The sequence below is a fragment of the Paraburkholderia sp. BL10I2N1 genome, assembly GCF_004361815.1.
Lineage (GTDB): Bacteria > Pseudomonadota > Gammaproteobacteria > Burkholderiales > Burkholderiaceae > Paraburkholderia.
The window spans coordinates 581,403-594,829 of sequence record NZ_SNWA01000001.1; the positions used below are offsets into that span (position 1 = coordinate 581,403).

The following is a 13,427-nucleotide window of genomic DNA, read 5'->3' on the forward strand; positions in this document are numbered from 1 at the left end:
CTCGCGAGTGACTAATCGCCGACATCTTTATTGCATTTCGCCTCAATGTATCTTTCCATGTGACTACGATCCAAATGCCATCTTCTATCGTTTCCATTACGAGGATCGGAGCGCTCGCCGCCTCGCTGTGCGGCATCCTGGCCATAACGGACTACGCGAATGCCGCAGATAACGTGATCGTGCTCGATTCCGGCGAAGCGCAACTGACGCTGATCGACGAGACCACGCACAAGGTTATCGGCACAGAGCCGACCGGCAAGGAACCGCACCATCTGATGATCACGCCCGACGGCCGCTCCCTGATCGTTGCTAATTCGGTTTCGAACAATTTGATGTTTCTCGACCCGCACACCGGTAAGGTGCAGCGTACCGTGCAGGACATCGAAGACCCGTATCAACTGGGCTTCTCTCCGGATCACAAGTGGTTCGTCACGGCCGCGCTGCGCATGGACCGCGTCGACATCTACCGCTATGACGGCGCGAATATGGCGCTGGTCAAGCATATCGAACTGGCGAAGACTCCTAGCCACATGACGTTCGCCACGGACAACCGCACCGTGTTCGTCACGCTGCAGGATTCGGGCGAACTGGCTGCGATCGATCTGCCGACCCTGAAAGTGCTGTGGAAAATGCATGTGGGCAATGAACCCGCAGGTCTCTGGATGACCCCTGGCGACAAATATCTGCTGGTCGGCATGACGGGCGAAGACGATGTGACCGTGGTCGACTGGCACAAGCAACAGATCGTCAAGAAAATTCACACGGGACGCGGCGCGCATAACTTCCGCAACCTCGACGACGGCAAGCATGTGGTGGTTTCCAATCGCGTCGAAAGCACCATCAGCATCATCGATTACACGACACTCACCAACGTCGGCGATATCACCGGCCTGATGCCCGGGCCTGACGACATGGAACTAACCCCGGACAAGCGCTATCTATGGGTGGGATTTCGCTTCGCGAAGCATGTGGGCATCATCGACATGACGACCCACAAGCTGATCGAGACCATTGCGGTCGGCCGCTCGCCGCACGGCATCTATTTCGACAACCGCGCGCCCGTCGTGTCGCCTAACCCCGACTAAGCCTGGTTTTTCGACGCCACACTTGCATGACTGGCAGATCACGAGGATTCTGATGTTCCATGAAATCGTCGCGCAACTCGACAATATGGTGTCCGCGCTGCAAACGCTTCTGTATGTCGACGTCTTGCAGCCGTTCTTCTACCGCTTCGGCTTGATGGGTTACGACGAAGACACCTATGACGCGTTGTACTGGGTGATCATCGGCGTGCTGGAAATCGTTGTGACATATCTCGCGCTGCGGCCACTCGAAGCATTGCGTCCCATTGAGCAGTGGCAGCATCGCAAGGCGCTGCGCGCCGACGTGATCTACACGTGGATCGCCAAGCTGGGCATCATCAACATCGCGTTCTTTTTCATGCTCCAGCCGCTGTTCGACCACTGGCAGAGCCTGATCTCGATCTACGACATCCCGAACATCGACATCGACAGCCTGTGGCCAGGCGTCACCGATCAGCCGCTTGTCTCGTTCCTGATCTACCTGGTGGTGCTCGATTTCGCCGGCTACTGGTATCACCGATGGCAGCATCGTTTCGGCGTCTGGTGGGAACTGCATGCGGTGCATCATAGCCAGCAGCAGATGTCGTTGTGGAACGATGACCGCAATCATTTTCTCGACGACATCATTCAGGCAGCGTTCTTCGCGGCGATTTCGTTGTTTATCGGCGTGCAGCCGACGCAGTTCGTGGTGCTGGTCGCCGTCAGCAACTTCATGCAGAGCGTGCAGCACGTCAATGCGCGCTTGCCGTACGGCTGGCTGCTCGAACGCATCATCGTCAGTCCGATCTTTCACCGCCGCCACCACGCGGTGGGCTACGGCCATGAAGGCTCCGCTTACGGCTGCAATTTTGGCGTGCTGTTTCCTTGGTGGGACATGATGTTCCGCACCGTTTCATGGAACCCTGCCGTCGAGCCGACCGGCATCCGCGACCAGCAACGCGTGCCGCATGGCTCAGGGCGTTCATATGGCGACGGATTGATCGCACAGCAGTGGCTCGCGTTTGGCCGAATTGCGAAGCGTCTGCGCGGGCAAGGGAACTACGCCGGCGGTGCCGTGCAGTAAGTGCAACCGACGCCGTGCACCTTGTTGCTGCGGTCGCACAGCGCTGCGCAGCACGTTTGTGACCCGGTCTAAAGAAACCCGACAGCGCCGTTCGTCCGTGGTCGGCGCCTGCAACCGGGCATCGATTTCGGCCAGAGTGATCGTTCCGTACTGCACCGAGTCGCGCTTGCCAAACATATTGTGGTTGATACCGTGAAGCATCAGGATCTTTTTCATTCGTCACTCCGTTGCACCTTCAATCCAGCGGCACCGTGAGCCGGTCGATCACGGTACGGGTCTGGGGCCGCACGCCTCGCCACCAGTCGAATGCTTCCGCCGCCTGCTCCACCAGCATGCCGACACCGTCCGCGACACCCAGCACGCCCGCATTGCGAGCGAGTCTCAGGAAGGGCGTCAATCGTTTGCCATAGACGAGTTCGTAAGCCGCGCCTGCAGGACTGAAAGCGCTCGGTGGGACAGGCGGCAGGTTGCCGGTAAGGCTGGCCGACGTCGCGTTGACCACCAGGTCGAACTGTCCCATCGCCTCGAGGTCGCCGTACCCGCAGGCGGCAAGCGGACCGCTCGTAGCGACTTGTTCGACCAGCGCCCGAACCTTGACAATGTCCCGGTTAGCGACGACCAGTTCAGCAGGTCGCGCGGCAAGGAATGGCAGCAATGCACCACGCACCGCCCCACCGGCGCCGAGGATCAGCACTCGCCTGCCGGCCATCGGCAGGTTCAGGTTGACCTCGATGTCGCGCACCAGACCAACACCGTCAAAATTCTCAGCGACGATCCGGCCGTCGCTGAAGCTCAGCGCATTGGCGGCACCGGCCAGTGCCGCGCGTTCACTGCGTTCATCGGCCATCGCGAACGCCTTCAGCTTGAACGGCGCGGTCACGTTCATGCCTTTGCCGCCCGCTGCAATGAACGCGCGCACGGTCGCGGCAAACGCGTCCTGCGGCTCCAGCGGTCCTTCGATTGCCGTATAGGACATGTCCTGCTGCGTCTCCTGCGCGAAGAGACCGTGGATCAGCGGGGATTTCGTATGGCCGATCGGGTTGCCGATCACAGCGTACTGGTCAGTCATCATGGCCTCGCTTTTGAATACAGCACACCTTCAGTCTGCATCGCGTCGATCTCGGCAGCGCAGAAACCCAGCGATTGCGCCACTTCGGCGTTGTGCTGACCGAGATCGGGCGCGACCTCGCGGATTGTCGTGTCGCAGTCGGAGAAACGGAACGGCAGGTTCGGCAGACGCAACTTGCCGTAGCGCGGGTGCTCCTGCTCGACCACCATGCCGCGCGCCACGATCTGCGGATCGACAAGCACTTCGTCAATGCGCTGCACCTTCGCGCAAGGCACGTCGATGCCATCCAGCAGCTCAAGCACCTGCGCGACCGGTCGGCTTGTCACCCAGGGCTTCACGACGGACAGAATGTCCAACCGGTTCGCATTGCGTCCCGCGAGGGTGTGAAAGCGTGTATCGGCGCCAAAGCCGGCCGGTCCTCCATGCGCCTCGACGAGCGACGCGAAGCGCTTCCAAGCGTCGTCCACCTGGGCCGCGATTACAAGGTCGCCGTCGGCGGCACGAAACACGCCATAAAGCGTCGACGTGGGCATGTCGTGACCGGTCTGCTCCGGCAAGATGCCTTGCATCGTGTAGCACTGCACCGCGTATTCGTGCATCGACACCAGCGTGTCGTAGAGCGCCATGTCGATGTGCTGGCCGCGGCCGCTCTTCACGCGACCGAGCAGCGCGGCATTGATCGCCGCCACCGCGTGAATACCGGTGTACATGTCGCCGAGCGAAATGCGCATCAGCGGGGGCGGCTCGCCGGGAGTGCCGATCATCTGCATGATCCCGCTCTTCGCTTCGGCAATCAGACCGAAACCGGCGCGATGCGCGTCCGGTCCCGTATGGCCGTAGGCCGAGATTGAGCAGTAGACCAGTTTCAGATTTCGCGCGGACAGTTCGTCGTAACCGAGCCCGAGTTTGTTCAGCGCACCCGGCCGGTAGTTCTCGACGAACACGTCCGCCGAGTCGCACAGTCGCTGCATGAACTCCTTGCCGCGCGGGTCCCGCATGTCGACGCTGACGCCGCGCTTGCCCATGTTGAGTTGCAGGAAGTAGCCGCTCTGCTCGTCGTCGAGCACAGTGGCGTGCTGACGACCCGCATCGCCGCTGCCGGGCCGCTCGACCTTGATGACTTCGGCACCGAGCGCCGCAAGACAGCGCCCAACATACGGACCGGCCAGAAAATGGCTGTAATCGACGACGCGAATACCTTCGAGAGGACGTGCTTGCATCAGAATGCTCCCGGGCGGCGCGGCACCATCAGACGATGCTCGCCATGCTGGACGACATTTCCGTCCTGATTAATCAGTTCGGACGGCAGTACGACGATCCCCCAGCCGGGGCGGCTCTTGCTCGCGCGCATCGTGCCCACACTGAATTTCACGTACAGCACGTCATTGACCTTGATCGGCAGGTTGAAGTCCCACGTCCAGCCGAGCGACATACCCGGCAGGAAGCGGTAGTCGCTCTGTGTCTTGAGCCCATCGGCGATAGACAGGCCAAACAGACCGTGTGCAACGATCGAACCGAAGTGGCTCGCGTTTGCGTATTCCTCGTCCACATGAACCGGTGTGTGATCGCCTGTCAGGTCCGCATAGGCCAGAATGCGTTCCTTCGTTACCGTGTAGTTCGGGCTCACGCAGTCGTCGCCCTCGCGGGCATCGTCCCAATATTTATCGACGATCGTCATCTCAAACCTCCGAGCGTGGATTAATGTCCAGTGCCCGCACCACGCACGATGCGGGCTTGGCCTGGATCAGTTCGACGGCGAGGCCGTCCGGGAGGCGCAACCAGTTACGTCCCTGTGGCATTTCGCTGACGTCATACTTTTGCGCTGCAGCCAGCGCGGCCTCCATGTCTTCACACATCACTCCGAGGTGGCCGAGGCGACCTTCAGGCGCGTCATGCTGGGGGTTATGGATGAACTGCAAACCGCCGAGCGTCCAGTACTGTCGTGGGTCATCGACGGTGCCGTCGACCTCGCGCATCGTCATGCCGAGAACGTCTTCGAAAAAGCGGATGTGCCAGTGGATGTCCTTCACCCAGATGGCGACATGCTCCAGATAAGCCTTGCTGCCGTTCATGCGGTTGTCTCCCTGTGTTGTCGGTCGGTCATGGCTCGCTCGATGCCCTTGATGCACGCCACCAGCGTCGCGTTGACGGGCGTCGGCACGCCGTGCCGTTGTCCCCAGCGCACGACCGCGCCATTGATAAAGTCGATTTCGGTGATGGAGCCTTTTTCGAGGCTTTGCAGCATCGAAGTCTTGAAGGTGGGGGATAGCCCCGCGCCGGCGAGGGTCCACGGGCGTTCGGGATCGGTGGTGGAGAGCGTTATGCCTGCGGCCCGGGCGACCGCGATCGCTTCGGCGACTGCCGCGAGCGCCGCGGTCTTCAGAAGCGGTTCGTCGTAAAGCTGACCGTAGGTCAGGCCGGTGGTGGCCGTCAGCGCGCCGGTTGCGACATTGACCAGCAGCTTGTCCCACATCGTGTCGAGGATGTTGTCGCTGACCGTGGTGGCCAGTCCGGCGGCGTTGAAGGTTTCAGCGATCGCCGTCACGCGGGAAGTGATCCGGCGATCGAGTTCGCCGATGTAAGTCGCCTTGCCAGCGACGCCGGACTCGATGTGCCCAGGATTGCGCATCACGCCGCCGACGTATGTCTTGCCGGCCAGCACGCGCTCGCGCCCCACGATATCGGCGAGCACCTCTTCGTGCCCAAGGCCGTTCTGCAACGACAGGACCAGCGTGTCGGGTCCGATCAGCTCGTGGGCGCCGCGCATCGCCGCATCGGTATGAAATGACTTGACCAGCACGACGACCAGATCGACGGAGCCGGCCTCCGCAGCCCGCGTCGCCGCGCGGACTGTCACGCGACGTGAGCCGTTCGCATCGTCTACGCGGAGACCATCGCGTCGCATGGCCTCTATGTGTGCCGCCGAGCGGTTCAGCAGCCAGACTTCGTTGCCGCCTTCGGTCAGCGTCGCGCCAATGGCGCAGCCTAGAGCACCCGCACCAAGAATCGCAATCTTCACTGTCGTCTCCTTAATCTGGAGATCAAGATACGATTCGGTGCTCATATCCGCAATGCAATGGATACAATGACATCATTGCGCCAAACAATATCGCTATGGACCCGGCAGAACTCCCCGATCTGAAGCTGCTGCAGCTTTTCGATCTTCTCTACGATGTCCGCAGCGTCACGCGCGTCGCGGAGCAACTCGGACAGAGTCAGCCGACGATCAGCATCTGGCTCGGGCGTTTGAGGGAGCATCTGCAAGACCCGCTGTTCATACGTACGCCTGCCGGCATGGCGCCGACGCCGCAAGCCGATGCGCTGATCGGTCCGTGCCGGGAGATACTCGAATCACTGCGGCGCTTCGCTGCGTGGGAGATTGCATTCGACCCCACCACCGCAAAGCGGCGGTTCCGCATTTGCATGACCGACGCGAGCCACATCACGCTTCTTCCGCGCATGCTGGCGCACGTGCGCGCGCAGGCGCCGGGGATCCGTCTCGAAGCGGCCAGGATCGACGGCAATACCGAACGCGCGCTGGAATCAGGTGAGGCAGACCTTGCGATCGGTCACGTGCCCTGGCTCGGCGGCGGCATTTATCAGCAGCAGTTGTACACGCAGGACTGGGTGTGTCTGATGAATAAGCATCATCCGCGCGTGCGCGGAAAGCTCGGGCTTGAGCAGTACCGCGCGGAAGGCCATGTCGCCATCGCGGCGGGGACCGGGGCGCAACTGCTGGAGCAGGCGGTTGTGCGTGAGCACGTTGAGCGGGACGTTGTACTCGAGCTGCCGGGTTTTCTCGGGCTGGGGGCGATCATCCAGACAACCGACCTAATCGCGACGCTGCCAAGGCATATCGGTGAGACGCTGGCGAGGGTAAATGACCTGTCGGTGCATCCGTGTCCACTACCGGTGGAGGGATTTTCGGTACGGCAGCACTGGCACGCCCGCTATCACCACGAAGCGGGAAATCGCTGGTTGCGCGATCTGGTGGCTCAGCTATTCAGCAGTTTGCGCTGACGTTTCGCTTGACGTCGATCGTCGTGGCGTCGCGAGAGGTACTGCCTTCTTGTCGTGCGGAGAATGGGCCTGGCGCTTACGTCTTCCACAATGCGAACTCTCCATGCGCAAGTTCCTGTTCGAGAAAGTCGACGCAGACGCGCAGCGTTGGCGACTGCGTCGAGCGTGCTGCTGACATCGTTCCGCCGTTTTACGTGCGGCCCGCCAAGACTCTCCTGTGTCAAGTTCGATGCTCACCCGGACGGCGATCGGCCACCTGATCGTCGGTTCTATCCCCGGGACCGGCCGTTCAGTTGACGTAGCATCGAACGGCCCTCGCAGGGTTGGGCGCGGGAAAGCATATCAGTCAGTATGTGGGCATGGGGAACTGGTGTATGAGGATCTGCTTGATGCGTAGATTGCGACCGACGCCGCGGATCGCCCGCCCGACGTCTGCGTACGCCGTTTCGCGTTGTGCCAGGTTGCCGGTGACGTCGCACCGGCTCTATGAAGCCGACACTCGAGGGGAATTCGGCAGCATTGCCTTGTTGAATTGAACTGAATGCGGGTTTTTCTCGAACGTGTCGAGATTGGCTGGCCTGAAGCGCATCCGGTCAGGCGAGAGCGAAATTTCGACACGGACAGGTCGGTTTAAGGGTTTAAGTTGCGAGCGCGGGCCGAGTTCTCGCTAGGATGTATTTTTCAGCACGACTTGTCCGAGGCGGCTGTTCTCAAGCGCGAGAGACGCGGCTGCGCAGGCTCGCGCCTCCTGGCGATCCCCCTCCAGCGAGGCGCGCACTGCGCGAAGAATGAGGCGTCGCGCTTGCGTTTCGGCGCGGCGGACGAGCGTGAGATCGCAGCCGCAGCGAAGGCACGCCGCGGACTCGCCCAGGCGGGCTCGGCACCCAGGGCAGCGTTCCAAACTCACGCCTCCAGGTAGTACAGGAGGTCGGCGAGAGACGCCATCGCCGCTCGCAATGACGCATCGTCTCCGTCCAGGGCGTCCCGGACAGCCTCGATCGCGTCGACCAGGTCTTCTGCGTCCTCCGCGCCGGCCTTCTCGAGCAGGCGCTCGGCCTTTTCCACCAGGGCGCGCGCTTCCACGCCCAGACGGCGGCTATCGCTCTGGCGGTCGCGTTCGGGCGCGCGGGCCCCCTCGTGTTCGACGAACAGCGCGTGAACCCGATTGCGCGCCTCGTCGAGCTTGTCCTGCTCGAAGCGGGCGATGGCATTGGCAATGGTTATCGAGCGTTCGAGCCCGCTTTGCTTCTCGCGCGCCGTCACCTGTAGTATCCCGTTCAGATCAAGGGAGAGGCCAAGCACGATCGGATTGCCGGCCAGAGCGTTGCCCAGCAGGCCCTCGACAGTGAAACGGCCAATCTCGATATTGTTCAGTGCGTCCGGGTCCTCTCCCTGGTATACGGTCACATCCACCCTCTCCTGACCATCGAACAGCGTATAGAAGACCTCGCTCCTGGTTACCGGGATGGGCGTGTTTTTGCGAATGAGCGGGACAAAGCAGTACGGGTAGGGCTCCCCGTTAAGCTCGGCGATGGCACTGGTGCCAAAGGTGTAGGGCGTCACGTCGATCAGTACAGTGTGCGTCTGGACACCAGCGATGAGCGCCGCCTGGATCGCCGCTCCCATGGCCACGCACAAGTCGGGATCCACTTCGCTGCGGGGCGGCAGCCCCAGAGCTTGTTCGAGGCGGCGCGCTACCAGCGGCGTGCGCGTGGCCCCGCCCACCAGGAGGATCTCGTCGATATCGGAAACGGTAAGACCGGCGCCGCTTAACGCCACGTGCACCGCGTCCAGGGTCTCGTCAATGTAGTGCTTGATCATCGCCTCGTAGTCGTCGCGGGAGATCTCCAGCGACAGGTGCACTGGCACACCTTCGTGCTCCAGCAGGTATTCTTCGGCGAAGGTGGCGTAGGGCTGGTCGGACAACGCGATTTTGACCGCTTCTGCTGCGCGCTGCAGCCGGGCCATGGCGGTGACGGACCGGCTGGCATCAACACCGATCGTCTCGTTGAGATGCTCGAGCGCAAGATCGACCAGCTTGCGGTCGAAATCGTCACCGCCAAGATGGTTGTTGCCATGGCTTGCCAGCACCTCCACCACGTCGCTCTCGAGATTAACGACGGAAACATCGAAGGTGCCGCCGCCCAGATCGTACACCAGCGCCTTGCGCGCGCCCTTGTGGCGACTCTCGTAGGCAAGCGCTGCAGCGGTTGGCTCGTTGATGATGCGCACGACTTCCAGACCGGCAATCTCACCCGCTTCGCGGGTGGCCTGACGTTGCGCGTCTGAGAAGAAGGCCGGCACCGTGATCACGGCTCGCGTTACGGCATGGCCAAGGTGCGTTTCGGCGAGGCTCTTCAGCTGGCGCAGAATGATCGCCGAGATTTCCTGTGGCGCGTAGTCCGCCGTGCCCATCGTCACGCGCGCGCTTTCCCCCATGCGCCGTTTGATCGAACGCACCGTGCGATCCGGGTGCAACACATACTGGTTCTTCGCCGCTTCGCCAACGAGCAGCGTGCCGTCGTCGGCGATGCCCACCACCGAAGGCAGGATGGGTACGCCACCGGACACCGGTATGACTTCCACGCGTCCGTCGCGCACCACGGCGATCTCGGAGTTGGTGGTGCCCAGATCGATACCGACAATGACCTCACTCATGCTTGCATTCCTTTCTTGTTCACGATGACCTCTGCGGCGCGCAACAGCTCCTGGCCATGCAGGAAACCCCGCCGCACTTCTCGCAGTACGATGCCCTCGGGCGCGTCTTGTGCCGACTCGACGCCGACCGCGCGCATGCGTTGCGGGTCGAGCCGCGCGCCGAGCGCATCAATGGGCCGCACCCGGTGGGTCGCGAGCAGTTCGTCGAGCCGCTGCAGTGTAAGCGTCAAGCCCAGGCCCTGGCTTTGCGCGAAGCGCGTGTCGCCGGGCACCATGCGGGCGAGCAGGGAAGGTCGCCGCGCTGCGGCGGCATCCACGCCGGCCTGCAGCCGGTCGCGCAGATCGAGCATGCCCAGCAGCAAGCGGCGCTCGGCCTCGCGCGTGGCCATAGCCGCCTGTTCGCGCGCACGTTCGAGATCGCGCGTGAGCCGTTCGTTGTGCTCACGCAGCGTCTCGCCGAAACTGCGCAGCTCCTCCAGCGCACTCTTGAACTGGCGCGACTCCAGGCGCACTTCGTTTTTCAGCACGGCCATCTCGGCAAGCAGCGTGCGCAGGTCGACGGGCTCGCCAGGCCCCTCATTCGAGTCCTCGTCGTCAGCCTCCCAGTGCTCCAGGCTCGCGCGAAACTCTTCGACGAGGCGTTCCTTTTCTTCGACATCGAGCAGCCTCATTTTCCCCCCAGGAGGCGGTAGAGACGCCGCTCGTCGGGGCAACCTGGGCGCATGTCGGCGCTCACGATCTCGAGCACTTCCTGCACTGTCGGCGCAGCCACGTCGAACAAGGCGTGAGCCCACCGGTCGCGCTCTGTGGCAATGGATTCATAGGCGGCGCGGACCCGTTCGAAGTGCAGGCGGTCGCGCTCGGGCGGGCAGGCACGGATCGCGGCAAGATAGGCGGCGCGGATCGCTTCATCGTCGGCGGTGTTGGCAACACCAAGCACGCGGTACGGATCAGTCATCGAACAGGTCCTTTTGCATGTCGGTCGGGGCTGTGCGGCGCTTGCGGCGCGGTGGCGGCTTAAGAGGCACAATCGGCTGCGGATCGGCATACGCTCCTGTGTCGCCCAGGCCAGGAGGCGGCCCGATGTCAGCGAGCAGTCCGATCAGAGCGCGAATGAACTGTTTCCTGTTGCCCCTGAAGTCTCGCCGCATCTCGTCGAACAGAGGCTTGCCCAGTTGCTTGCGGACCATCGCGAGGAAAGCATCCTCGCCGAGCGCGGCCAGCATCATCTCAAGCACCGTGCCCGCATCATCGCCGGGCAGCCCATCGAGGTAATCGTCGTCATCCTCGCCTGGCAACCCGATATGTCCCGTAGCGGCAGCGAGCAGATCGTCCAGCCGCAACACTGTACGCTGGTCGCCGCTGGCCTGGGCGACTTCGAGCGCCTGGTCCAGCGCCAGCAGTTCGCGCTGCGGCATGCGCCAGGGATTCGCTCCGTAGGCGGCTGACGCCCTAAGGTAGACGAACACCGGTCGCGCCGGCCAGCGCTGCAGCGCTGCCTCGGCATAGCGGCGCACCAGGGCGCGTTTGTTGTGCCGATGCAGCGCTTCACACACCACCAGTTGGTCGGACTCGGCAAACTGCGCCGCAGAGGCACCCCGGAGCGCGTCGCCGAGCAGGTCAAGCGCGGTTTGCACCGCTTTGTCGCCGACGCGCGTTGTGTTCAACGCATGCGCCAATGCCACGACTTCGGAAGCCGCGGGCACCCTGTTGCGCTCAATACCGGCGCGCCGCAAGAGCGCCTTGGAATCGTGTCTGGTATGGGAGGCCTCAAGCACCAGATGAAAGCTTCCCACGAGCGCGCAACCCATCTCGGCAAGACCCTCGCGCAACAGCGCATCGCCTTCCTCGCAACGCTCGTCGATGATGCCGCGCAGCAGCTTGATCGAGCCATGGTCGGCGTTGGTGCGTAGCCATTGCGCCGCTTCGTCCAGCTCGCGGCGCGCACTCACCGGATTGCGCGCCGCGATCTGTTTGCGCGCGTGGGAAAGATGGGCGTGGCCGACCACGGTGCGCACCCGCGGGTTGATGGGATCGAGCTCCAGCACGCGCTTGGCCAGCGTCGCCGCCTTCTTGAATGCGCCGCTCGCCAGCGCGGTTTCCACGGCCTCAAGCAACACGTCGGCGTCGTCCGGGAAGCGCGCAAGCGCCGCTTCGAGACACTTGCGCAACTCCTTGGGCTCGGAACGAACGCGCAGGGCGCGTATCAGCGTGAGGTGGGTTGCCCGGTCCTCCGGGTCCAGTTCGAGGCTCTGCGCTAGCCAGGCGAGGGCGTCCTCGTCGGGTGGCCCTCCCTGGTCGTAGCGAGAGCGTTCGTCGGCGAGACGGCGCAGCACCAGCGCGGCGCGGCCGCGCTGGGCCGGGTCTGCGCGGAGACGCTCAACCAGATTCAGCCAGTGGTCTTCGGCCTGTTCCGGATCCCGCTTTAACTCCGCTGCCAGGGCGAGGATGTGGTCCTTTTCGGCAGCGGACAGCACTCCAAAACTCGCCGGGTAGCTTTTCAGCCGCTCCGGAGCATGCGGCAAGAGGCGTCGGCAAAGCTGCGCCGCCCTGTCCGAAGGCAACGCGCTGCGGTGACGCACAAGCAGATCGTAGAGCATCGTCGCAGATGCTGGCCCGTCGCTCAGCCTGGCCAGTTCGAGCACGAGCGGCCGCCGCTCCTCGGGCCAGCCCTTTATATCGAGCACCAGCGCCCGGCCCTCGTCGTTCAGGCTGTGCAGCGACGCGAGCCACGCCTCGGCGGGCAGCACGCACACTCGGAGCACTGCGGCCAACCGTTCAAAGGGACCATCGGCCGGTATCCGGTTTAGCGCGACGTCGGCTTGCCTAGGGTCGGTCCCGTATAGCGAGAACGCCTTGAGGAGAGTCCGCAGGTCACGATAGGGGGAGCGGAATGGGATCGCCTGCACGTGTTCGGCCATGGCGGCGTCATCGCCCCGGGCAAACGCAGCAAGCGCCGCCCGGGCCGCGGCCCGATGGCGCAGGAGGGGGCTGTCCGCAGCCAATCCCGTCAGGGCGCTCTCAGGCGCCACCAGGACTGCCGCAGCCACTTGCGTTTCCAGCTGCGTCTGCGCGTCGGGCGAAAGCTTCTGCGTTGCGCCGGCCAACAGGCGTAGGGCCTGCTCGCCCCCTCCCGCCTTTAGCAGCCAGCCCACGTAAGGTCCTTCGATAAGCGGGGTGCCGCACATATCGGCGCGTGTGCGCCACAGTGCCAACGCTTCGTTGATCATGCCCTTTTGCGCCAATTGCTCGGCGCGTCCGGCATATGCAGCGGCCAGGCCTTCTAGCCAGGCGGGCCTGCGCTCCTGTTTGAGCAGTTCCTTGTAATGCTCAATCGCCTCCCTGTAGCGCGACGCGCCCAGTGCCGCCTCGGCCTGTTCTGGCAGCACAGTCATTTTCGCGGCGGGAGGCGCGGCCGAGGCCTTGCTGGGTTTTTTCTTGCGCGACATGGGATTGAAAAAGCGGGGTCGAAAGCGGGGCGCGGCAATGGCGCGTTTTGGTGGAGAGCCAGTCAGTCCTCTTGCCGCATGGTAGC

At 63.1% G+C, this 13,427-nt stretch carries 13 protein-coding genes; 3 read left to right on the forward strand and 10 right to left on the reverse strand.

The features are described 5' to 3' along the window. Positions 1 to 74: 74 nt before the first annotated feature. Positions 75 to 1,085, forward strand: a complete 1,011-nt coding sequence (locus tag B0G77_RS02750) for a beta-propeller fold lactonase family protein (protein ID WP_133660738.1) — start codon at positions 75 to 77, stop codon at positions 1,083 to 1,085. A 52-nt stretch (positions 1,086 to 1,137) separates the two neighbouring features. After that, positions 1,138 to 2,145, forward strand: coding sequence for a sterol desaturase family protein (locus B0G77_RS02755; RefSeq protein ID WP_133660739.1), 1,008 nt, complete (start codon positions 1,138 to 1,140; stop codon positions 2,143 to 2,145). Here the strand turns inward: B0G77_RS02755 and B0G77_RS45495 are convergent. From B0G77_RS45495 to B0G77_RS02785, 6 genes are read right to left on the reverse strand one after another with little or no spacing between them, the layout of a single operon-like run. Further along, the gene (locus B0G77_RS45495; protein WP_347814150.1) at positions 2,044 to 2,361 is read right to left on the reverse strand and encodes a type II 3-dehydroquinate dehydratase; all 318 of its coding nucleotides are present in this window, start codon (positions 2,359 to 2,361) and stop codon (positions 2,044 to 2,046) included. The two genes, B0G77_RS02755 and B0G77_RS45495, sit on opposite strands and share 102 nt — an antisense overlap. A 19-nt stretch (positions 2,362 to 2,380) precedes the next feature. Beyond that, complete coding sequence (gene aroE / locus B0G77_RS02765) at positions 2,381 to 3,214, reverse strand: shikimate dehydrogenase (protein WP_133660740.1); 834 nt, start codon at positions 3,212 to 3,214, stop codon at positions 2,381 to 2,383. Beyond that, positions 3,214 to 4,434, reverse strand: coding sequence for a CoA transferase (locus tag B0G77_RS02770; RefSeq protein ID WP_133660741.1), 1,221 nt, complete (start codon positions 4,432 to 4,434; stop codon positions 3,214 to 3,216). The genes aroE and B0G77_RS02770 overlap by 1 nt, the downstream gene beginning before the upstream one ends. Next, positions 4,434 to 4,892, reverse strand: coding sequence for a MaoC family dehydratase (locus B0G77_RS02775; protein WP_133660742.1), 459 nt, complete (start codon positions 4,890 to 4,892; stop codon positions 4,434 to 4,436). Before B0G77_RS02775 ends, B0G77_RS02770 begins: the two co-directional genes overlap by 1 nt. Position 4,893: 1 nt before the next feature. Beyond that, positions 4,894 to 5,286 (reverse strand): VOC family protein, encoded by a 393-nt coding sequence (locus tag B0G77_RS02780; RefSeq protein WP_133660743.1) that lies wholly within the window; start codon positions 5,284 to 5,286, stop codon positions 4,894 to 4,896. Next, complete coding sequence (locus tag B0G77_RS02785; RefSeq protein WP_133660744.1) at positions 5,283 to 6,233, reverse strand: 2-dehydropantoate 2-reductase; 951 nt, start codon at positions 6,231 to 6,233, stop codon at positions 5,283 to 5,285. Before B0G77_RS02785 ends, B0G77_RS02780 begins: the two co-directional genes overlap by 4 nt. 95 nt (positions 6,234 to 6,328) lie before the next feature. Between B0G77_RS02785 and B0G77_RS02790 the strand changes: the two genes are divergently transcribed. Then, positions 6,329 to 7,234 carry a LysR family transcriptional regulator gene (locus B0G77_RS02790; protein ID WP_133660745.1) on the forward strand — a complete coding sequence of 302 codons (906 nt, stop codon included), beginning with the start codon at positions 6,329 to 6,331 and terminating at the stop codon, positions 7,232 to 7,234. Positions 7,235 to 8,137: 903 nt separating this feature from the next. Here B0G77_RS02790 and B0G77_RS02795 read toward each other — a convergent pair. From B0G77_RS02795 to B0G77_RS02810, 4 genes are read right to left on the reverse strand one after another with little or no spacing between them, the layout of a single operon-like run. After that, the gene (locus B0G77_RS02795) at positions 8,138 to 9,892 is read right to left on the reverse strand and encodes an Hsp70 family protein (RefSeq protein WP_133660746.1); all 1,755 of its coding nucleotides are present in this window, start codon (positions 9,890 to 9,892) and stop codon (positions 8,138 to 8,140) included. Further along, a complete protein-coding gene (grpE, locus tag B0G77_RS02800; RefSeq protein ID WP_133660747.1) occupies positions 9,889 to 10,563 on the reverse strand; it encodes a nucleotide exchange factor GrpE in 675 nt (224 codons plus the stop codon). Before grpE ends, B0G77_RS02795 begins: the two co-directional genes overlap by 4 nt. Next, entirely contained in the window at positions 10,560 to 10,850 is a 291-nt protein-coding gene (locus B0G77_RS02805) for a J domain-containing protein (RefSeq protein ID WP_133660748.1), read from the reverse strand. The genes grpE and B0G77_RS02805 overlap by 4 nt, the downstream gene beginning before the upstream one ends. Then, positions 10,843 to 13,341, reverse strand: coding sequence for a tetratricopeptide repeat protein (locus B0G77_RS02810; RefSeq protein WP_133660749.1), 2,499 nt, complete (start codon positions 13,339 to 13,341; stop codon positions 10,843 to 10,845). The genes B0G77_RS02805 and B0G77_RS02810 overlap by 8 nt, the downstream gene beginning before the upstream one ends. Positions 13,342 to 13,427 lie beyond the last annotated feature (86 nt).